Source organism: Agromyces luteolus (genome assembly GCF_009729855.1).
GTDB lineage: Bacteria > Actinomycetota > Actinomycetes > Actinomycetales > Microbacteriaceae > Agromyces > Agromyces luteolus.
On sequence record NZ_WODA01000014.1, the window covers coordinates 14,641 to 34,079 of the forward strand.

Annotated in this window: 20 protein-coding genes; 8 read left to right on the top strand and 12 right to left on the bottom strand. The window is 73.1% G+C overall.

Translation table 11 applies throughout. The features are described from left to right. Positions 1-26: 26 nt before the first annotated feature. The 5 genes from GLX25_RS07460 to GLX25_RS07480 are packed head-to-tail and all read right to left on the bottom strand — an operon-like array spanning position 27 to position 3,530. Positions 27-719: a uracil-DNA glycosylase gene (locus GLX25_RS07460; RefSeq protein ID WP_155841762.1), complete on the bottom strand. Its 693-nt coding sequence runs from the start codon at positions 717-719 to the stop codon at positions 27-29. After that, entirely contained in the window at positions 719-1,441 is a 723-nt protein-coding gene (locus tag GLX25_RS07465) for a type 1 glutamine amidotransferase family protein (RefSeq protein ID WP_155841764.1), read from the bottom strand. Before GLX25_RS07465 ends, GLX25_RS07460 begins: the two co-directional genes overlap by 1 nt. Next, positions 1,438-1,965: a phosphoribosyltransferase gene (locus GLX25_RS07470; RefSeq protein ID WP_155841767.1), complete on the bottom strand. Its 528-nt coding sequence runs from the start codon at positions 1,963-1,965 to the stop codon at positions 1,438-1,440. Before GLX25_RS07470 ends, GLX25_RS07465 begins: the two co-directional genes overlap by 4 nt. A gap of 9 nt (positions 1,966-1,974) precedes the next feature. Beyond that, positions 1,975-2,745, bottom strand: a complete 771-nt coding sequence (locus tag GLX25_RS07475) for a potassium channel family protein (RefSeq protein ID WP_155841768.1) — start codon at positions 2,743-2,745, stop codon at positions 1,975-1,977. After that, positions 2,742-3,530: an SDR family NAD(P)-dependent oxidoreductase gene (locus GLX25_RS07480; protein WP_155841770.1), complete on the bottom strand. Its 789-nt coding sequence runs from the start codon at positions 3,528-3,530 to the stop codon at positions 2,742-2,744. The genes GLX25_RS07475 and GLX25_RS07480 overlap by 4 nt, the downstream gene beginning before the upstream one ends. 64 nt (positions 3,531-3,594) lie before the next feature. Here GLX25_RS07480 and GLX25_RS07485 point away from each other — a divergent pair, with 64 nt between their 5' ends. The 6 genes from GLX25_RS07485 to GLX25_RS07505 all read left to right on the top strand — a co-directional run bounded on the left by GLX25_RS07485 (position 3,595) and on the right by GLX25_RS07505 (position 10,747). Beyond that, complete coding sequence (locus tag GLX25_RS07485) at positions 3,595-4,755, top strand: acyltransferase family protein (RefSeq protein ID WP_166548578.1); 1,161 nt, start codon at positions 3,595-3,597, stop codon at positions 4,753-4,755. Positions 4,756-4,854: 99 nt separating this feature from the next. Continuing rightward, positions 4,855-6,180 (top strand): bifunctional o-acetylhomoserine/o-acetylserine sulfhydrylase, encoded by a 1,326-nt coding sequence (locus tag GLX25_RS07490; RefSeq protein WP_155841775.1) that lies wholly within the window; start codon positions 4,855-4,857, stop codon positions 6,178-6,180. Between the two features lie 114 nt (positions 6,181-6,294). Next, complete coding sequence (gene metX, locus GLX25_RS07495) at positions 6,295-7,503, top strand: homoserine O-acetyltransferase MetX (protein ID WP_155841777.1); 1,209 nt, start codon at positions 6,295-6,297, stop codon at positions 7,501-7,503. Positions 7,504-7,627: 124 nt separating this feature from the next. Next, positions 7,628-8,785: a sensor histidine kinase gene (locus GLX25_RS07500; protein WP_155841779.1), complete on the top strand. Its 1,158-nt coding sequence runs from the start codon at positions 7,628-7,630 to the stop codon at positions 8,783-8,785. Then, positions 8,782-10,092 carry a hypothetical protein gene (locus GLX25_RS18805; RefSeq protein WP_240898229.1) on the top strand — a complete coding sequence of 437 codons (1,311 nt, stop codon included), beginning with the start codon at positions 8,782-8,784 and terminating at the stop codon, positions 10,090-10,092. Before GLX25_RS07500 ends, GLX25_RS18805 begins: the two co-directional genes overlap by 4 nt. A gap of 1 nt (position 10,093) precedes the next feature. Further along, positions 10,094-10,747 (top strand): response regulator transcription factor, encoded by a 654-nt coding sequence (locus tag GLX25_RS07505; protein ID WP_271192508.1) that lies wholly within the window; start codon positions 10,094-10,096, stop codon positions 10,745-10,747. 31 nt (positions 10,748-10,778) lie between these two features. On the opposite strand, the gene GLX25_RS07510 is transcribed toward GLX25_RS07505, so the two are convergent. The 4 genes from GLX25_RS07510 to GLX25_RS07525 form a co-directional block, all read right to left on the bottom strand. Next, on the bottom strand, positions 10,779-12,053 hold the full coding sequence (locus GLX25_RS07510) for an MFS transporter (protein ID WP_271192507.1): 1,275 nt from the start codon (positions 12,051-12,053) through the stop codon (positions 10,779-10,781). A 105-nt stretch (positions 12,054-12,158) separates the two neighbouring features. Continuing rightward, a complete protein-coding gene (locus tag GLX25_RS07515) occupies positions 12,159-12,467 on the bottom strand; it encodes a thiamine-binding protein (protein WP_155841783.1) in 309 nt (102 codons plus the stop codon). Positions 12,468-12,510: 43 nt separating this feature from the next. Then, the gene (locus GLX25_RS07520) at positions 12,511-13,782 is read right to left on the bottom strand and encodes a glycosyltransferase 87 family protein (RefSeq protein ID WP_155841785.1); all 1,272 of its coding nucleotides are present in this window, start codon (positions 13,780-13,782) and stop codon (positions 12,511-12,513) included. 37 nt (positions 13,783-13,819) lie between these two features. Beyond that, positions 13,820-14,671, bottom strand: coding sequence for an ADP-dependent NAD(P)H-hydrate dehydratase (locus GLX25_RS07525; protein ID WP_155841787.1), 852 nt, complete (start codon positions 14,669-14,671; stop codon positions 13,820-13,822). A 24-nt stretch (positions 14,672-14,695) separates the two neighbouring features. On the opposite strand from GLX25_RS07525, the gene GLX25_RS07530 reads away from it, so the two are divergent. Both GLX25_RS07530 and GLX25_RS07535 read left to right on the top strand, forming a co-directional pair. Further along, positions 14,696-15,340 (top strand): HAD family hydrolase, encoded by a 645-nt coding sequence (locus tag GLX25_RS07530; RefSeq protein WP_155841789.1) that lies wholly within the window; start codon positions 14,696-14,698, stop codon positions 15,338-15,340. After that, a complete protein-coding gene (locus tag GLX25_RS07535) occupies positions 15,337-16,473 on the top strand; it encodes an NADH:flavin oxidoreductase/NADH oxidase (RefSeq protein WP_155841791.1) in 1,137 nt (378 codons plus the stop codon). Before GLX25_RS07530 ends, GLX25_RS07535 begins: the two co-directional genes overlap by 4 nt. Before the next feature lie 37 nt (positions 16,474-16,510). Here the strand turns inward: GLX25_RS07535 and GLX25_RS07540 are convergent, their stop codons facing one another. Genes GLX25_RS07540 through GLX25_RS07550 form a run of 3 tightly spaced genes read right to left on the bottom strand, consistent with a single transcriptional unit; the run spans position 16,511 to position 19,387 of the window. Then, positions 16,511-16,933: a VOC family protein gene (locus tag GLX25_RS07540; RefSeq protein WP_155841793.1), complete on the bottom strand. Its 423-nt coding sequence runs from the start codon at positions 16,931-16,933 to the stop codon at positions 16,511-16,513. A 58-nt stretch (positions 16,934-16,991) separates the two neighbouring features. Further along, entirely contained in the window at positions 16,992-18,029 is a 1,038-nt protein-coding gene (locus GLX25_RS07545; protein WP_155841795.1) for a hemolysin family protein, read from the bottom strand. After that, entirely contained in the window at positions 18,026-19,387 is a 1,362-nt protein-coding gene (locus tag GLX25_RS07550; RefSeq protein WP_155841797.1) for a hemolysin family protein, read from the bottom strand. The genes GLX25_RS07545 and GLX25_RS07550 overlap by 4 nt, the downstream gene beginning before the upstream one ends. Positions 19,388-19,439 lie beyond the last annotated feature (52 nt).

Genomic DNA, 19,439 nt, shown 5'->3' on the forward strand with positions numbered 1-19,439 from the left:
TGCCGACGGATGACGCGGTGCGGATCTCAGGCGGGGATCGCCCAGTCGACCGGCTCGCCTCCCTGCGCGACCAGCAGGTCGTTCGCGCGGCTGAACGGGCGCGAGCCGAAGAACCCCCGGCTCGCCGAGAGCGGGCTGGGATGGGCCGACTCGATGCGCGGGACCTCGCCCAGCGCCGGCGCGAGCGACTGCGCGTCGCGACCCCAGAGGATCGCCACGAGCGGCCCGCCGCGCGAGACGAGCGTGCGGATCGCGTGGTCGGTCACGCGCTCCCAGCCCATGCCCCGATGCGACGCGGGCTCGCCGGGCCGGACGGTGAGGACCCGGTTCAGCAGCATCACGCCGTGCGTGCTCCACGCCCCCAGGTCGCCGTGGGCGGCCGGCGGGACGCCGAGGTCGTCGGCGAGTTCGCGGTAGATGTTGGCGAGGCTCCGCGGGAGCGGCCGCACGTGACGCTCGACCGCGAATGAGAGGCCGATCGGATGCCCCGGCGTCGGGTACGGGTCCTGGCCGACGATGAGGACGCGCACGTCGGGCACGGGCTGGCGGAACGCGCGCAGCACCGCGTCCCCCGCGGGGAGGTAGCCGCGCCCCGCGGCGACCTCGGCGCGGAGCAGGTCGCCCATGCGCGCGATGTCGCCCGCGACCGGGGCGAGCGCCTCGGCCCACGTCGCGTCGATGAGCCCCGCCTCGGCGAGCTCCGGGAGCGTTCGTCCCATCAGCCGGAGATGCTCCGCACCGAGACGCCGTCGCCGTCGGACGTGACGCTCCACACGCTGCCGGCGCCGGCGACGCGGAGCCCCGCGGCGCCGATCGAGAACAGCGTGTCCTCGTCGATCGCGATGCCGCCGTCGACGAGGCGCGCCTCGGTCGCGGCGATGAGCCGAGTGAGGGTGCCCCACTGCGCCGCGTGGCAGTCGATGGTGAGGTCGACGAGCCCGATGCCCGCCTCGACCGTGACGTCGTCGAGGTCCTCGCCGGCGTCCTCCGGCGCGACGGGCACGCCGCCGATGCGCCAGCCGCCGAGCAGGGCCGTGTCCGACGCGATCGCGGCCCCGGCGGAGAATCCGAGGTACGGCTCGTCGGCCGCGGCGCGGCGTCGCAGCTCCGCCGCGATCGGTTCGACCGCGCGCCGGTAGGCGGGCGTGAGCCCGCCGCCCACCAGCGCGCCGTGCGCCCCGGCGAGCGCCGTCGACTCGAACGCGCCGTCCTCCGGGACCACCGTGACCGCGGCCTCGACGTCGGCGACGGACTCGAGCACGCCCCGCCAGCGGGCCGCGAGTTCCTCCGCCTCGTCGTCGGGCGCGACGAGCAGCACCGCGACGCGCGGGCGGTCGGCACCGGCCCGGCCGGCCGCCTCGGCGACCTCGGCGAGGAAGGGGGCGTAGACGGATGCCGCGTGGGCCGGGTCCCACCCGCCGCCGACGAGGTGCACGCTCATCGGGCCGCCTCCGCCGCCGCCTCGACGGGCGGCAGCGCCGACCACGGGAAGACGATCCAGTCGTCGGTGCGCCGGTAGTCGTAGTCGGGCGCGAGCACGGTGTGCGACTTCGTGTACAGGGTCGCGGTCCGCACCTCGGCGCCGGCGTCGGAGAGCAGGTCGACGACCTTGCGGAGCGTCCGGCCGGAGTCGGAGACGTCGTCGACGAGCAGCACGCGCCGACCGGCGAGCGCGGGGGCGTCGAGCATGGGCGGGTGCAGCACCGGCTCGGGCAGGCGCTCGTCGACGCCCGTGTAGAACTCGACGTTGATCGAACCGCACGACTTCGTGCCGAGCGCGTAGGCGATCGCCCCCGCGAGCAGGAGCCCGCCGCGCGCGATCGCGATCACGACGTCGGGCCGGAAGCCCGAGGCGAGCACCTCCCCGGCGAGCGAGCGTGCCGCATCGCCGAAGTCGTCCCAGGTGAGGATCTCGCGCCGGATGCCGTCGGCGCCGGCGGCGGCGTCGTTCGCGTCGAAGGTCATGCCGTCAGGCTACCGGCCGGACGCGTCGCTGTCGGAGGCATCGGCGTCGGCGACGCCCTCGCCCTCGAGCACGTCGGGTTCGTCGGCGAGCAGCCCCTCGCGCTCGGCGAGCGCACCGCCCGGCGAGTGTCCGTGCCGGAGCGCGTTGAGGCGCTCGTTCAGCACCGAGATGATCGTCGCCGAGGCGACGCCGACGATCGCGATGCCGCCGATCATGAGGAAGACCGCCCAGGTGCGGCCGAGGGCCGTCACGGGATAGGTGTCGCCGTAGCCGACGGTGGTGAGGGTGACGACCGCCCACCACAGCGCGTCGCCGAAGTTCGTGATCGTCGCGCCCGGCGCGTCGCGCTCGGCCTGCAGGGTCGCGAGCGCGATGAAGAACACGTACATCGCCGCATACAGGACCGACGTGATGACGAAGTTCGCCCGGACCGTGTCGGCCGTCCGGCGCTGCAGGATCGGGATGTGGCGCAGCAGGGTCACGGCGCGGAGTGCGCGGAAGACCGGGATGAGCACCGAGAGGAACTCGATCGGGTGGTGCCAGGTGTACCGCCATCGCTCACCGGTCGGCGTGAACACGAGCCGGACGACGAAGTCGACCAGGAACGCCACCCAGGTCACGACGAGGACCGAGTTGAGGATGTGGCGCCACTCGCCGGCGAAGTCGGGAGCCAGGACTCCGACGGTGTACGCCGCGACGAAGAGGAAGCCGAGGATCGCGAGCGCGGGTGCGGTGCGGGCGACCCACCGATGGCGCCGCTCGACGCGCCCGATCCTCATGCGCCCGGCTCCGCCTTCACGACCAGTTCGCCCTTGGCGAGCCGGTACGGCGCGGCCTGGGCGACGGGCTTGACCACGATGAGGTCGAGGTCGACGTGGCGGGGCTTCGAGATCGCATCGACGATGACGCCCGCGACGTCCTCGGCCACGAGCGGTTCGGGGACGTCGTCGTAGACCGCGTCGGCGCGGGCGCGGTCGCCGCCGAACCGCACGAGCGCGAACTCGTCGGTCCGCACCATCCCCGGTGCGACCTCGATCACGCGGATCGGCTCGCCGTTCAGCTCGAGCCGCAGCACCTCGGTCACCGCGTGCGCGGCGAACTTCGCCGCGTTGTACCCGCCGCCGCCGACGTAGGCGACGTGCCCGGCGATCGAGGTCACGTTCACGACGTCGGCGACGCCCCGGTCGACCGCGCCGCGCCGCAGGAGCGGCAGCAGCGCGCTCGTGACGCGCTTCAGGCCGAGCACGTTGACCTCGAACATCCACGACCAGTCGTCGAGGTCGGACTCCTCGACGGACGCGAGCCCCTTCGCGCCGCCCGCGTTGTTCACGAGCGCGTGCGCGCCGCCGGCGGCGGCGACGTGCTCGGCGAGCGCAGCGACATCCGCATCGCTCGTCACGTCGGCGACGAACGCCCGCGCGCCCGTCTCCTCGGCGAGCGCGGCGAGGCGGTCCCCGCGCCGGGCGACCGCGACGACGTCCCAGCCGGCAGCCACGAGCCCCCGCACCGTGGCGGCCCCGATCCCCGAACTCGCTCCCGTGACGACTGCGCGCAACTGGTCCATGCCGACATTCTGCCCGAGGAGGCCGCCGGGACGCCGCCGTCGACCGGTGCGGGAGAATGGGCGGATGGAGCCGACCACCATGCCCCATGCCCACCGGCCGCCGCATCGCAAGCGCCGCGTGCCGCTCTGGGACAACGCCCGCTGGATCGCGATCACGCTCGTCGTGATCGGCCACGGCATCCTGCCGCTCATCGCCGAGGACGACGCGGCGTACAGCGTCTACCTCTTCATCTACTCGTTCCACGTGGCCGTCTTCGTCACGGTCTCCGGGTACTTCGCCAAGTCCGGACCGCCGAACGCGCGCGCGATGCGGCAGGTCCTCACCGACATCGTCTTCCCCTACTTCATCTTCGAGACGATCTGGACCGTGATCCGGTTCGCCCTCGGCGGCGACTTCGTGCTCGACTACACGACCGCCTCGTGGACGCTGTGGTTCCTCATCGCCCTCGCGATCTGGCGCATCGCCCTGCCGTACCTGGTGCTCCTGCGGTTCCCGCTGCTCATCGCGATCGCGATCTCGATCGGTGCCGGCTACGCCGTCGAGATCGACTCGACGCTCGCGCTCACGCGCACGTTCGGCATGTTCCCGTTCTTCGTCTTCGGCTGGAAGCTGCGGCAGATGCGGATCACCGACCGGTGGCTCGAGCTGTCGACGGCGGCGACCTGGCGATGGCGGGCGGGAGCGATCGCGCTGTTCTCCGTGCTCCTCGTCGTGCTGCCCATGGCGATCGAGACCTGGCGCGACCTCAGGCTGCGGCGCTTCATGCTCTACGACGAGTCGTACGAGGCGATCGGCTACGACGAGCCCTGGTCCGGTGCCATCCGGCTGTTCCTGCTGCTGCTCGCGATGCTCCTCGCGGTCGCGTTCCTCGTCCTGATGCCGCGCCGCACGACGCCGTTCACCGCGTTCGGCGGCGCCACGATGTACATCTACCTGCTGCACTCGTTCGTGCTCTTCCCCCTGAGGGAGACCCCGCTCCTCGAGGGCGAGCAGCCGTGGTGGGTCCTTCCCGCGATGATCGTCTTCTGCGTCGGCGTCTCGGTCGTGCTCTCGCTGAAGCCCGTGCGACGGATCTTCCGCCCGCTGGTCGAGCCGCGCGCGAGGTGGCTGTTCCGGCCGGAGCCGGCGACGGCGACCGGCACCATCGTGCTCCCGCCCGATGCGCTGCCGCCGCTGCCGGAGGACCCGGGGCCGGAGCGCCGGAAGCCCGACGCGCGCGAATGACGCCGTGTTGCGGCATCCGTTGAGCCCGTCACGGGGCGGACGTACGGTGGGCGGCGGATGCGGCGGAGACCGCACCCCCGTTTCGTGAAGGAGTCCCTCATGGCCGACCACGCCGCCGACTGGCGCTTCGAGACCAAGCAGGTCCACTCGGGTGCCGCGCCCGACCCCGTGACGAAGGCCCGGGCGACGCCGATCTACCAGACGACGTCGTACGTGTTCGACTCGGCCGAGCACGCCCAGAACCTCTTCGCGCTGGCCGAGTTCGGCAACATCTACACGCGCATCATGAACCCGACGCAGGCGGTCGTGGAGGAGCGCCTCGCGGCGCTCGAGGGCGGCAGCGGTGCGCTGCTCGTCGCGTCGGGCCAGGCGGCGGAGACGTTCGCCGTGCTCAACATCGCGCAGGCGGGCGACCACATCGTCTCGTCGAGCTCGATCTACGGCGGCACCTACAACCTGTTCAAGTACACGCTCGCGAAGCTCGGCATCGAGACGACGTTCGTCGAGAACCAGGACGACGCCGACGAGTGGCGCCGCGCGGTCCGCCCGAACACGAAGCTGTTCTTCGCCGAGACCATCGGCAACCCGAAGATCAACATCCTCGACATCGGGCTGGTCTCGGGCATCGCGCACGAGGCCGGCATCCCGCTGATCGTCGACAACACGATCGCGACGCCCTACCTCATCCGCCCGTTCGAGCACGGCGCCGACATCGTCATCCACTCGGCCACGAAGTTCCTCGGCGGCCACGGCACGGTCATCGGCGGCGTCATCGTCGACGGCGGCCGCTTCGAGTGGTCGAAGAACGTCGAGAAGTTCCCGGGCCTCACCGAGCCCGACCCGTCGTACCACGGCGCGAGCTACACGGCCGCCGTGGGCGACCCCCTGGCGTTCGTCATCAAGGCGCGCGTGCAGCTGCTGCGCGACCTGGGCTCGTCGATCGCGCCGGCGAGCGCATGGCAGCTCATCCAGGGCATCGAGACGCTCTCGCTCCGCGTCGAGCGGCACACGCAGAACGCGCAGGAGATCGCGGAGTGGCTCGACGGCCACCCCGACGTCGCCCACGTCAACTACTCGGGCCTGCCGTCGAGCCCCTGGTACGCGGCGGCCAACCGGTACGCGCCGAAGGGCGTCGGGGCCGTGCTCTCGTTCGAGCTGAAGGGCGGCGTCGACGCCGGCCGCGCGCTCGTCGACGGCCTGTCGCTCTTCAGCCACCTCGCGAACATCGGCGACGTGCGCTCGCTCGTCATCCACCCGGCGTCGACGACGCACTCGCAGCTCACGCCCGAGCAGCAGCTCACGACCGGCGTGACGCCCGGACTCGTCCGCCTCTCGGTGGGCATCGAGAACGTCGACGACCTCAAGGCCGACCTCGAGGCCGGCCTCGCCGCGGCGCGTCGCGCGACCGAGGCGGCGCGCGTCTAGCACGGGAGCGCCGATCGCACGGATGCCGCGTCCCGCGAGGGTCGCGGCATCCGTCGTCTCACGGGCCGTCGTAACAGTGCCGCGCCGGCCCGCCCCGTCGGGGAGAATCGGAGCATGGACTGGCAGACGACCTCGGAGACGATGCCCGCGAGCGTCGTGCCCGAGGCGCGTGCCGCCCACCAGCTCGCCGGTCGCGCGCCCGCGACCGGCGCGTGGCGGGAGGGCGATCCGGTCGGCGACCGCAGGTTCGTGAGGATCGGCGACCTCGAGCTCGAGTCCGGCCAGCGCCTCCCCGACGTGCGCATCGCGTACGAGACGTGGGGCACGCTCTCCCCCGGGCGCGACAACGCGATCCTCGTGCTGCACGCGCTCACCGGCGACAGCCACGTGGTCGGCCCCGCGGGCCCGGCGCACGCGAGCGCGGGCTGGTGGCCGGGCGTCGTCGGCCCGGGCCGTGCGATCGACACCGATCGGTGGTTCGTCGTCGCTCCGAACGTGCTGGGCGGATGCCAGGGCTCGACCGGTCCCGCATCGCTCGCGCCCGACGGCGTCGAGTGGGGCGCGAGGTTCCCGTTCGTCACGATCCGCGACCAGGTCGCCGCGCAGGTGGCGTTCGCCCGCGAGATCGGCGTCGAGCGCTTCGCGGCGGTCGTCGGCGGTTCCATGGGCGCCATGCACGTCCTCGAGTGGGCCCTCATGGCGCCCGCGGCGGTCGAGCGCATCGCGGTGCTCGCGGCACCGGCGGCGACGACCGCCGACCAGATCGCGCTGAACTCCGTGCAGCTCGAAGCGGTGCGCAGCGACCCGGCGTTCCGGGGAGGCGCCTACTACGACGCGCCCGACGGCGAGGGGCCCACGCGCGGACTCGCGCTCGCCCGGCGCATGGCGATGTTGAACTACCGCACGCCGGTCGAGCTCAACCAGCGGTTCGAACGCGGGTGGCAGTCCGGGCTCGATCCGCTCGGCGGCGGCGGCCGCTTCGCCGTCGAGTCCTACCTCGACTTCCACGGCAACCGGTTCACGCGTCGGTTCGACGCCAACAGCTACCTCGCGCTCACCGAGGCGATGAACTCGCACGACGTCGGCCGCGGCCGCGGGGGCGTCGCCGAGGCGCTCGCCCGCATCGAGGCGACGACGCTGGTGCTCGGCATCGACAGCGACCGGTACTTCTCGCTCGAGGGCCAGCGCGAGATCGCCGCCGGCGTCCGGAGGACGATCCACGGCGACGAGCCGGTCGTGCTGCGCTCCGACTACGGACACGATGCGTTCCTGATCGAGGACGACGCCGTCGCCACGGAGCTCCGCCGGCTCCTCGCGGCCTGACCGGATCCGGACGCGACACCCCGCTTCGGGCCCTCTGTCCCGCATACGGGGGACGTTCTGAGCTATCTTCGAGAAGAACGCTGCCGCGCGCGCGAGCGACGGCGCGGGCGGGCGAGGGGGTGGCATGCGCCGGATCGACAAGGAGCGCGACCGACTGCTGCGTCGGCTCGCGCGTGTCGGGGGCCTCACCGGTGCCGCGATCGCACTGGCGTGCCTGGTGGTCCCGGGCGCGATCGGGCCGTCGCGATTCGCCCTCGCCGCCGCGCTCGTCGTCGGCATGGCGGTCCTCGTGGGCCTCGCGACCGCGCGCGGCGCGATGGCCGCGACGATCGGCGCGATGGCCGCGGCGATCGTACTGCTGCTCGTCATCGGCATCGACCCGACACTCGATCCGGCGGGTGCGACCGCGATGGCCGCCGTCGGCGCGCTGTCGACCGGCGCCCTCGCGATCCCGCTCGTGGTCCGGCCGACCGGCCCCGCGGTGATCGTGGCGAGCGCCGCGTCGGTCCTCGTCGCGCTCGGCGCGTCCGCGGCATCCGGCGCCGACGTCCGCCTCGTCGTCATCGCCACGGCCGCCGGCTGGATGGCGTGCGTGATCGTCGGCACCTGGCTCGCCCGCGCCATCGACCGCGCGGCCGAGCGGATCGACGAGGTCGGCCGCGCCCACGAGGCCGAGCGGTTGGCGAGCGAATCCGAGGCGCAGCAGCGCCAGGACGCCCGGGTGCTGCACGACACCGTGCTCGCCACGCTGAGCCTCCTCGCGCACTCGGGCGTCGGGGTCGGCACCGGCCCGCTCCGGCAGCAGGCCGGCGACGACGCACGGCTGCTCAAGCAGCTGCGACTCGGCGCCCCGCTCGACGGCGGCTCGAGCGCGATCTTCTCGCCCGAGTCCTCCGACGACGGCCTCGGGGCCACGTTCGAATCCGTCCGGCAGCGCTTCGCGCGGCTCGGGCTCGACGTCAACTGGCACGGCGCCAACCACCTCGTCCTGCCGAGGGATGCGCTCGATGCGCTCCTCGGCGCGCTCGGCGAGTGCCTCGAGAACGTCCGGCGGCACGCGGGCGTGAGCGTCGCCGACGTCACGGTGACCGACGACGAGCACACCGTCCGGGCGATGGTGACCGACCAGGGCGCCGGCTTCGAGCCGGCCGCGGTCGATCCGGCGCGCCTCGGGTTCGCCGAGTCGGTCGTCGGCCGCCTCCACGCCGTCGGGGGTCGCGCGAGGGTCTTCAGCTCGCCCGGCTCGGGGACGACGGTGATGCTGGAGGTGCCGAAGCCGTGAATCCGTTCCGCCGCACCCCGGAGGTCGAGGCGACGCCCGACACGACGCACGAGATCCAGTTCGATCGCCCGAGCCGGTCCGCCCGCGCGGCGGAGGACATCCGCAGCGCCCACGGCGGCCGCCGCCTCGCGATCGGGATCACCGCCGCGTCGGGCGTCATCGTCCTCGCACATCTCGCGCACGCGATCGGACTGATCGGCGTCTTCCCGCCCGGCACGGGGTCGGGCCCGGCGTGGATCGCGTTCGCGGTCGTCGCGATCGCCACGGTCGTCGCCACCCGGGGCCTGACGCGGGTCGCGGACTGGACGCACGTGCTCCTCCTGGCCGCGCTCGCGGTGCCGGTCGCGATGGACCTCTCCGCGACCGCGGGCCTCCTGCACCTCGGCATCACGCCGACGGCCGCGCCGGCCGCCGCCGCACTCCTCCTGCCGGTCGCGGCGCTCCGCGAGACGCGCACCCCGGTGGCGGCATCCGCGGTCATCGCCGCCGTCCTCGCCGTCGCGGCCTCGCTCCAGGCGCGGACCGCCGGTTCCTGGACCGTCGCGGGACTCGCGATCGCCGCCACGGCGGTGGTCCCGGTCGTGCTCGTCGCGATCGGCGTCCGCGGGTTCCGGCGACTGGTCGGCCGAGAGCTCGACCTCTCGCTGGTGCAGTCGACGGTCGCGACCCCCCGTTCGGCGGTCGGCATGCGCGCGTCCGAGGAGCTCGCCGAGCTCGACTACGACGCGGAGGCGCTGCTCGAGGACGTGGGATCCGGTCGCATCTCGATCCCGCTCCCGCCCGAGGCCGCCGAACGGGCGGGAACCCTGGCCGCCCGGCTGCGCATCCGGCTCATCGAGGGACGGACGGACACCTGGCTGCGGCATGCGGTCACCGAGTCGGCGTACCTCAGCCGGCGCGTGAGCGTCGACGACGCGCTGGGCCTCGCCGGGCTGCTCTCCTCGTCCCAGCGCGAGGGCCTCCTGCTCGCGCTCTGGCTCATCGCCGGCCAGCGACGGCGGAAGGCGAACGAGCCGCCGCTCGAGGTCCGCGTCCAGTGCCGCGAGTGCGAGATCGGGGTGCCGGACGACGACGGCCCCGACGACGGCCCGCGACCCGGCGAACTGGCGGCCGTCGCGATCGGACTCGACGTCTCGGGTCTCACGGCGCGCCGCGTCGATGCGGCGACATGGGACGCACTCGATAATGTCGGTGTACACGAGATCGTTCCGGGTCCCGAGGGGTTCCGGATCGAGCTCGAGTGCCGGATCGACCCCACGGTCCGGAACCCGGCGCCGCCCAGCGCCGTCAACCCGAGGGGAGCCTGACGTGCCCGAACCCGAGCTGCCGCCCATCCGACTCGCCGTGGTCGATGATCACCGAATGCTCCTCGGCGCCCTGACGGAGTGGCTCCGCGGTGCGACCGACGACGTCGACCTCGTCGCCGCGGTGCCGTCGTGGTCCGAACTCCTCGCGCATCCGGAGTTCCCGGTCGACGTCGTGCTCCTCGACCTCGACCTCCGCGACAACATCCCGATCTCGATCAAGCTCTCGACGCTGAAGTCGGCCGGAGTGCGCACGATGCTCATGAGCACGTACTCCGAGCCGGCGGTCGTCCGCGAGGCGCTCGGCGCCGGCGCCCTCGGCTACCTCGTGAAGTCCGAGCCGGTCGAGACCATCGTCGAGGCCATCCGCGCGGCGCGGAACGGCGACCAGTACCTGTCGCAGGAGCTCGAGGACGCACTGCAGGCGGATGGCGCCGCGCCGCGCCTGAGCGCCCAGGAGCGTCGCGTGATGGCGCTCTACGGCGCGGGCCAGCCGGTCAAGGCGGTCGCGTTCCAGCTCGGGATCTCCGAGGAGACCGCCAAGAGCTACCTCAAGCGCATCCGCGAGAAGTACCGCCTCGCCGGCTACGACGTCGGCACGAAGGTCGCGCTCCGGAAGCGCGCAATCGCCGACGGCATCCTGCTGCAGTCCGAGTAGGCCGCCTCGACGTCGGTCGCCGATCGCGCCGTCAGTCGCCGATGGCGCCGAACGCGCCGGTCACCGAGGGCAGCGGGATGCCGCGGCGCTGTCGCGCCCGGTCGAGCGCGAAGGTGCCGATCGCGAGCATGCTGCCCGCGATGGTGAGCAGGAGGCCGACCCAGACCGGGGCGACGTAGCCGAGTCCGGCGGCGATGACCATCCCGCCGAGGATCGCCCCGAGGCTGTTGCCGATGTTCAGGGCGGAGTGGTTGAGGGCCGCGGCGATCGACTGGCTGTCCCGCGCGACGTCCATGAGGCGGGCCTGGATCGTGGGCGACAGGGCCGCGGCGGACGCGCCGACGAGGAAGACGCCGACGCCCAGCCCGAGCGGATGCTGCGCCGTGAAGCCGAGGAGCACGAGCGCGCCCGCCAGGGCGGCGAAGAACAGGTACATCGACCGGCGAACGCTCCAGTCGGCGAGCCGCCCGCCGACGAGGTTGCCGATCGTCATGCCGAGGCCGAAGACGACGAGCACGAACGGCACGGCGCCCGTCGGCAGGCCGGTCACGTCGGTCGCGAGCGGCGCGACGTAGCTGTAGACGGAGAACAGTCCGCCGAAGCCGATGGCCCCGATCGCGAGCGCGAACCACGCCTGGGCGCGCGTGAAGATGCGCAGCTCCCGCTTCATCGTGGCCGCGGCGTCGCCCGGCTGCCACGGCACGGCGACGGCGACGGCGAGGAACGTGGCGACGAAGATGCCGGCGACGGCGAGGTAGGCGACCCGCCATCCCGCCTGCTGGCCGAGCCAGGTGATGAGCGGCACGCCGACGACGTTGGCGATGGTGAGCCCGGAGAGCACCAGGGCGACGCCGCGGGCGCGCTTGCCCGGGCCCATGAGGCTCGCCGCGACGAGCGAGGCGATGCCGAAGTAGGCGCCGTGCGGGAGTGCGGCGACGAAGCGCGCCGCGACCACGAGCTCGAACGTGGGCAGGAGCGCGGAGGCGATCGTGCCGAGGCTGAACGCGGCGAGGAGCGCCAGGAGCAGCCGCTTGCGCGGCCAGCGTGCGGCGGCGGCGGCGATCGTGGGGGCGCCGACGACCACGCCGAGCGCGTACGCGGAGATGATCCAGCCGGCGGCGGCGTTCGCGGCGTCCGTCGACTCGGCCGACAGGCCCGGAAGCAGGTCGGCGGCCATGTCGGGCAGCAGGCCCATGGCGACGAACTCGGTCGCGCCGATGCCGAAGCCGCCCATCGCGAGGGCGAGGAGGGCGAATCGGATGCGGGCCGGCGACGGCGTCGTCGGCCCGTCGGCGTCGGGGGTCACCGCTCGATCATCGCACGGATCGAATCGATTCGACAAACGGGCACGTCGGACGACGGCGCCCGTGCGTCCGTGCGTCCGCGCGGCGCACCCGACGGCGACGGCGGCTCAGCCGTCGGTCTCGATCGCGGCCTCGAGCCGGTCGATCTTCGCGTCGAGCTCGCCCGAGTACCCGGGGCGGATGTCGGCCTTGAGCACGAGCGAGACCCGCGAGCCGTAGTCGGCGACCGCGTCGCACGCGTCCTTCACCACCCGCATCACCTCGTCCCACTCCCCCTCGACCTCGGTGAACATCGAGGTCGTGCGATTCGGCAGTCCGGACTCGCGCACGATCCGCACGGCCGCCGCCACGGCGTCGTGCACGGATCCGTCGCTCCGTCCGGTCCCACTCGGTGCGACCGAGAACGCCACCAGCATGCGTGTTCCTCCCTGGGGTCGGCGGCGCGCGGGGCGCCCGAGGTCACGACGCCGCTCGGGGGCGCCGATCGCTCCCAGCCTGCCACACGGCGCGGACCGACCAACCGAGCAGGACGAACAGCAACCCGACCTTCACCGTCAGGAGCAGGACGAACCCCGGGTTCGCGATCAGGAGCCAGGCGTACCAGTACGGGTAGATGACGTGCGTGAGCAGCGCGATCGCCGCCGTGATGGACGCCGGCGCGAGGAACCGGGACCCGCCGAGCACGAGCCCGAGCACGACCGGCGCCGCGAGCCAGGTGACGAACTGCGGCGACCCCACCTTGTTGGCGAGCATGAGCACCACGGTGAACGCGACCGCGAGCGGGGGCAGCAGGGAACCGACGTGCGCGCCGCGGCGCGCCGCCCGGACGCCCGCCGCGAGCACGGCGGCGAGCCCGAGCAGCATCAGCGGCGTCGTGAGGGCGGCCGCGACATCCGCCCCCGGGCCCTCGATCTGGAAGGTGAGGATGTCCTGGTCGTAGGCGATGGTCGCCGCGTCGGTGCCCGCCACGATCCACCACAGCCAGATCACCGCGAGCGGCGCCTCGATCTGCAGTCCCCGCCCGGCCTGCTCGGCGACGAAGCCGAACGCGTTGGCACCCGAGCCGGCGATGAGGCTGACCCCCACGATCCCGATCGACAGCGTCGCGGCGACCGTGAACACGTCGAACCGGCGCCGGAGCGCGACGAGCATCGCCGCGACGAGCGCCGCCGGCCACACCTTGATCCAGGTCGCGATCGTGATGAGCACCGCGGCCACGCGTGGTCGCCCCGCCGCCCAGAGCAGGCCGGCCAGGGCGAACGGCACCGTGACGGCGTCGAGGCGGCCGAGCGCGATCGGACCGAGGAGCAGGAGGAACGCCATCCACCACCAGGCCGCCGCGCGGCGTCGCCGGGAGAGGCGCCCCCGCCCGAGCAGTACGGAGAACGCGATCGCGTCGAGGACCGTCACCATGCCGAGCCAGGTCACGCCGTACCACGCCGATCCGAACGCGAGCGCGGCCGTCATGGGCGCGAACGCCAGGATCGGGTACACCCACGGCGTGTCGATGCCCATGCGCAGGAAGCCGAGCTGCGCGGTCTCCGCCCAGACCCGGTACACCGCGGTGACGTCGCCGAGCGGCCAGCCGGGTGCGTACAGGTTCAGCAGCGCGAGCCCGACGTGCACCGCCCCGAACGCGACCCAGAGGGCCGTCCGCCCGCCGAGGCGCGAGGTCATGCGGCGCGGGGCCCCGGGTCGGCGCCCCGCGACGTCGGTGCCGGACTCCGCCATGGCATCCGAGCCTAGCCGCGCGACCCTCGCGAGCGGCTCACCGCCGCAGCAGCCCGCCGACGACGGACGGGACCGCGTTCGCCACGTCGAGCGCGGTCACCGGACCGCCGTCCCAGGCCTCGCTCGCGCGGCGCGCCGCCTCCGAGTGGATGAACGCCGCCGTCGCGGCGAGGTGCGTGATCGCCGTCGCATCGCGCGCGAGGCGCTCGGAGTGGGTGGCCGCGAGCGCCCCGACGACGCCGCCGAGGACGTCGCCGGTTCCGGCGCTGGCCAGCCAGTGCGTGGACGCCGTGACGGTGAACAGGTTCCCCTCGGGGTCGCACACGTGCGTGACGGCGCCCTTCAGCAGCACGGCCACCTGGAGGAGGTCCGCCGTCCGCTCGGCCCACCCCGCGGGGTCGGCGTCGACGTCCTCGAAGGCGCAGGCCGTGTCCCGTTCGCTCAGGAGCCGCGCGAGCTCGCGGCGGTGCGGGGTGATGACGGTCGGACCGAGGTGCGATCCGACGAGGTCGAGCCCGCCGGCATCGAGGACCGTCGGCAGTCCGGAGGCGAGGGCGCGCTGCAGGTCGCCGCCGAGCCGGAACGATCGCTTGGACGGGTCCATGCCGGAGCCGAGGAGCCACGCCTGCACGCGCCCCGCCACGCCGACGGTCTCGGGCCGGGCGGCGAGGACCGCCTCGCGCACCGAGCGCGGACCCGTGAAGCGGACCATGCCGACCCCGGTGCGGTACGCGGCCTGCACGCCCAGCACGGCCGCACCCGGGTAGTCGGGCGAGCCGGTGATCACGCCGAGGACGCCGCGTCGGTACTTGTCGTCGTCCGCACCCGGCCGGCTCAGCCAGGCGGACGCGTCGTCGGCGGTCCACTCGCGCCACGTGCCGGTTGCCATGGTGCCAACGATAGGTTGATGGGCATGCCTGCGACCATCCCCCCGCCGATCGCCCTGTCGCCCCGAGTGGTCGTGTTCGACTACGGCGAGGTGATCTCGCACTCGCCGTCCGAGGCCGACCGGGCCGCGCTCCTCGCGCGCGCGGGCATCGGCGGCGACCGCGCCGAGGCGTTCTGGGCCGCGTACTGGGCGCATCGCGACGAGCTCGACCGGGGCACCCTCGCGATCGCCGACTACTGGGCCCTGGTCGCCGACGACATCGGCGCAGCCTGGTCGCCGATCGACGTCCACGAGCTGTGGGCGATCGACCACCGCGGTTGGCTCAGCGTCGACCCGGACACGCTCGCGGTCCTGCACGCGCTCCGCGACGGCGGGACCCGACTGGCGCTGCTGTCGAACGCCGGCCCCGACTTCGGCGGTTGGCTGCGCCACGGCTCGTTCGCGCCGCTGTTCGAGGCGGTGTTCGTCAGCGGGGAACTGCAGGTGGTCAAGCCGGAGGCCGAGATCTTCGCGCACGTCATGAGCGAGCTCGGCATCTCCCCCGACCAGCTCGTGTTCGTCGACAACAAGCCGGTGAACGTCGACGGCGCGATCGCGGTCGGCGGTGCCGGGCACGTGTTCACGGATGCCTCCGGCCTCGAGTCGTGGCTGCGGGGCCTCGCCGCATGAGCCTCCACGCCCTCGCCGTGGCCGACGCGCCCGCGGACACGCCCGCACTCTTCCGCCCGATCCGGATCCGCGGGCTGGAGATCCGCAATCGCGTCTGGGTGCCGCCACTCTGCCAGTACTCGGTGACCGCGCGCGACGGCGTGCCGCACGACTGGCACCTCGTCCACCTCGGCTCGATGGCGGCGGGCGGCGCCGGCCTCGTGATCGCCGAGGCGACCGCGGTGAACGCCGAGGGTCGCATCTCCGACTACGACACCGGCCTGTGGAACGACGCCCAGGCCGACGCCTGGGCGCGGATCACCCGGTTCCTCCGATCGCAGGGCGCGGCGTCGGGCATCCAGCTCGCGCACGCGGGCCGCAAGGCGTCGGTGTGGCCGGAGACGGTGCCGAGGGCCGGATCGCAACCGCTCGAGGAGGGCGGCTGGACGACGGTCGCGCCGTCGTCGATCGCGTTCGACGGGCTGCGCACCCCGGTCGCGCTCGACGAGGTGGGCATCCTCGCCGTGATCGAGGACTTCAGGGCCGCCGCCCGGCGCGCCGTGGCCGCTGGCTTCGACGTCGTCGAGGTGCACGCCGCGCACGGCTACCTCGTGCACCAGTTCCTGTCGCCGCTGTCGAACGCGCGCGACGATCGCTGGGGCGGCTCGCTCGAGGGCCGGGCGCGCCTGCTGCTCGAGATCGTGCGCGCGGTGCGCGCCGAGGTCGGCGAGCGGATGCCCGTGTTCGTGCGCTTCTCGGCGACGGACTGGGCGCCGGGCGGCTGGGACGAGGAGCAGACCTCGATCGTCGCGGGCTGGGCCGCCGAGGCGGGCGCCGACTTCTTCGACATCTCGACCGGCGGACTCGTCCGCGACGTCCGCATCCCGGTCGGCCCCGCCTACCAGGCCGCGCACGCGGAGTTCGTCCGCGGCCGGGCGGGGGTGTCGGTGTCGGCAGTGGGCCGCATCACGACGCCCGAGCAGGCCGAACGGCTCGTGGCATCCGGCGCGGCCGACGCGGTCATGTTCGGGAAGGCCATGATGCGCGATCCGCATCTCGCACTGCGGGCGGCGAACGCGCTCGGCGCCGACACCGCGCCCTGGCCGCCCCAGTACCGCCGTGCACGGCCGGAGGTCAACGACGGCGAGTTCTGAGGCGCTCGCGTCCGGGTGTCCCGGACGCGAGCGACACTCAGGCGGACGCGCCCGCGAGCATCTGCCTCGCCTGGTCGAGCGTGACGGACTTGGGCTGCGCGAGCGAGAGGATGTTGCCCTCGCTGTCGTCGAACCACGCTCCGCGCTCGCCCTCGTCGTCGACCACGCCGTCCACTGTCTTGATCTCGGGCATGTCGTAGTCGTGGAACACGACGCCCTTGGAACGGAGCTCGGCCATGTCGCGATCGAGGTCGTCGGTCATGATGGCGAGCGCCGTCGCCTTGTTCGTGCCGGCGAACTCGGACTCGTAGACGAGCACGGCCACACCGCCCACGACGTACGTGGCGCCGCCCATCTCGGTCGAGACCGGATCGAGGCCGAAGGTGTCGTGCCAGAACCGCTTCGCCCGCTCCAAGTCGGATGCTGCGAGCACGGCCATCGTCATCGAGTTCTCAAACATGAGACCACCTCATCTCTCGGAGACGCTGCGAGTCTACGCCGACCGGGAGGCCGCCGCGTCACCCCCTCCGGGTGGCATCCTGCACCTCTCCGACGAGCTCCTCGATGATGTCCTCGAGGAAGATGACGCCGGTCGTCCGGCCCTGGTCGTCGAACGCGCGGGCCAGGTGCGTCCCGAGCCGCCGCATGGTGGCGAGGGCGTCCTCGAGGTCGGTCCCGTCGAAGATCGAGACGACCCGGCGGACCCGCTTGGCGGGGATCGGATCGTCGGACTCGTCGTCGTCGAGGTCGATGACGTCCTTCAGGTGGACGTACCCGACGGGCTCGCCGTCGCCGCCCGCGAGCACGTACCGCGAGAACCCGCGTCGCGCGACCGCGCGCTCGACGTCGCCGGGCGTGGCATCCGCCGGCAGGCAGACCAGCTCGGCCATGGGCACGGCGACGTCGCGCACCTTCTTGGTCGTGAACTCGAACGCCGCGGTCAGGGTGCCGCTCGCATCCTCCAGCACGCCCTCGCGGCGCGACTGGACGACGATCGTCTGCACCTCCTCGAGCGTGAACGTCGAGGTCGCCTCGCTCTTCGGCTGCACGCCGAAGAGCCGCAGCACGCCGTTCGCCGTCGCGTTCAGCGCGACGATGACCGGCCGGAAGACCCGGGCCGTGAACACGAGCGGCGGCGCGAGCAGCAGCACCGCCCGGTCGGGCAGCGAGAAGGAGAGGTTCTTCGGCACCATCTCGCCGAGGACCACGTGCAGGTACGACACGAGCAGCAGCGCGATCACGAACGCGATCGTGGAGACGACCTCGGGCGACCAGCCGGTGAGCTCGAGCGGGTACTCGAGGAGGTGGTGGATCGCGGGCTCCGACACCGTCAGGATCAGCAGCGAGCAGATCGTGATGCCGAGCTGGCTCATCGCCAGCATGAGGGTCGCGTGCTCCATCGCCCACAGCGCGGTCTTCGCGCTGCGGCTGCCCTGCTCGGCGAGCGGCTCGATCTGCGAGCGCCGCGCGGAGATGACCGCGAACTCGGCGCCGACGAAGAACGCGTTGCCGAGCAGCAGCACGAACAGCCAGGCGAGTCCTGCCCAGTCGCTCATCGGCCCGCCTCCCTCGCGTCGACCCCGCCGACGGCGGCCTCCGGGGCGGCGTCCGCCCGGGTCGGCACCGTGACGGGCGAGAACTGGATCCGGTCGATGCGTCGCCCGTCGAGGCGCTGCACGCGGAACGTGCCGCCCTCGACCTCGACCTCGTCGCCGACGATCGGCAGCCGCCCGAGCGTCGCCATCACGTACCCGGCGACGGTCTCGTACGCGCCGTCCTCGGGCACGCGGATGCCGGTGCGATCGAGCAGCTCGTCGGGCCGCAGGATCCCGGGGAAGCTGACGAACTCCCCGCGCCGGACGACGCCCGCGCGCGTGCGGTCGTGCTCGTCGGCGACCTCGCCGACGAGCTCCTCGACGAGGTCCTCGAGCGTCGCGACGCCCGCCGTGCCGCCGTACTCGTCGACCACGACGGCCATCTGGTACCCGCGTCCGCGGAGCTCGCCGAGGAGGGCGTCGAGCTTGATGGTCTCGGGGACGCGGAGCGCGTCGGACTGCAGGGCCGATGCCGGCACGACCTCGCGCTTCTCGCGCGGCACGGCGACGGCCTGCTTGACGTGCACGATGCCCACGACGTCGTCGAGGTCGTCGTCGTACACGGGGAAGCGGCTGTACCCGGTCTGCCGCGCCAGCTCGAGCACGGCCTCCGCGGACTCGGTGCGCTGCACGGCCGCGACGCGCGGACGCGGGGTCATGACGTCGGACGCGTCGTGCTCGGAGAAGCGGAGCGTCCGCCCGAGGAGCGTCGCCGTGTCCTGTTCGAGGAGACCGGCGCTCGCCGAGCGTCGGACGAGGCTGGAGAGCTCCTCGGCCGACCGGGCGCCCGAGAGCTCCTCCTTCGGCTCGATGCCGACGAGGTGCAGCAGCCGGTTCGCGCTGCCGTTCAGCAGCGCGATCGCCGGGCGGAACACCCACGTGAACGCCGTCTGGAACGGCATCACGACCTTCGCGGTCTGCCGCGGCAGGGCGAGCGCGAAGTTCTTCGGCACGAGCTCGCCGATGATCATCGAGAGGAGGGTCGCGACGACGACGGCCGTGATCGCGCCCACGGGCCGGATGAGCGCCTGCGGCACGCCGATCGCCGCGAGCGGGCCCGCGAGCAGCGACGAGATCGCGGGCTCCATCGTGTAGCCGGTGAGGAGCGTGGTCAGCGTGATGCCGAGCTGCGCGCTGGAGAGGTGCGTCGAGGTGATCTTGAGTCCCTCGATGGTGAGCCCGAGTCGGGTCTCACCCCTGGCGCGCCGCGCCTCGAGGTCGGCGCGGTCGAGGTTCACGAGCGCGAACTCGCTCGCAACGAAGAGGCCCGTGCCGACCGTGAGGAGGAATCCGATGCCGAGGAGGACCCACTCAGACATCCGCACCTCCCCGCGCGGTCACGGGCGAGGGTCTATGGCAGGGCGAGGTCGC

Bases quoted from the DNA above. Each gene is read 5' to 3' on its own strand.
- GLX25_RS07535 (WP_155841791.1), top strand. From the start codon at position 15,337: ATGAGCCTCCACGCCCTCGCCGTGGCCGACGCGCCCGCGGACACGCCC.
- GLX25_RS07500 (WP_155841779.1), top strand. From the start codon at position 7,628: ATGCGCCGGATCGACAAGGAGCGCGACCGACTGCTGCGTCGGCTCGCG.
- GLX25_RS07515 (WP_155841783.1), bottom strand. From the start codon at position 12,467: ATGCTGGTGGCGTTCTCGGTCGCACCGAGTGGGACCGGACGGAGCGAC.
- GLX25_RS07475 (WP_155841768.1), bottom strand. From the start codon at position 2,745: ATGAGGATCGGGCGCGTCGAGCGGCGCCATCGGTGGGTCGCCCGCACC.
- GLX25_RS07525 (WP_155841787.1), bottom strand. From the start codon at position 14,671: ATGGCAACCGGCACGTGGCGCGAGTGGACCGCCGACGACGCGTCCGCC.
- GLX25_RS07480 (WP_155841770.1), bottom strand. From the start codon at position 3,530: ATGGACCAGTTGCGCGCAGTCGTCACGGGAGCGAGTTCGGGGATCGGG.
- GLX25_RS07465 (WP_155841764.1), bottom strand. From the start codon at position 1,441: ATGAGCGTGCACCTCGTCGGCGGCGGGTGGGACCCGGCCCACGCGGCA.
- GLX25_RS07540 (WP_155841793.1), bottom strand. From the start codon at position 16,933: ATGTTTGAGAACTCGATGACGATGGCCGTGCTCGCAGCATCCGACTTG.
- GLX25_RS07550 (WP_155841797.1), bottom strand. From the start codon at position 19,387: ATGTCTGAGTGGGTCCTCCTCGGCATCGGATTCCTCCTCACGGTCGGC.
- GLX25_RS07545 (WP_155841795.1), bottom strand. From the start codon at position 18,029: ATGAGCGACTGGGCAGGACTCGCCTGGCTGTTCGTGCTGCTGCTCGGC.
- GLX25_RS07530 (WP_155841789.1), top strand. From the start codon at position 14,696: ATGCCTGCGACCATCCCCCCGCCGATCGCCCTGTCGCCCCGAGTGGTC.
- GLX25_RS07485 (WP_166548578.1), top strand. From the start codon at position 3,595: ATGGAGCCGACCACCATGCCCCATGCCCACCGGCCGCCGCATCGCAAG.
- GLX25_RS07460 (WP_155841762.1), bottom strand. From the start codon at position 719: ATGGGACGAACGCTCCCGGAGCTCGCCGAGGCGGGGCTCATCGACGCG.
- GLX25_RS07470 (WP_155841767.1), bottom strand. From the start codon at position 1,965: ATGACCTTCGACGCGAACGACGCCGCCGCCGGCGCCGACGGCATCCGG.
- GLX25_RS07490 (WP_155841775.1), top strand. From the start codon at position 4,855: ATGGCCGACCACGCCGCCGACTGGCGCTTCGAGACCAAGCAGGTCCAC.
- metX (WP_155841777.1), top strand. From the start codon at position 6,295: ATGGACTGGCAGACGACCTCGGAGACGATGCCCGCGAGCGTCGTGCCC.
- GLX25_RS07520 (WP_155841785.1), bottom strand. From the start codon at position 13,782: ATGGCGGAGTCCGGCACCGACGTCGCGGGGCGCCGACCCGGGGCCCCG.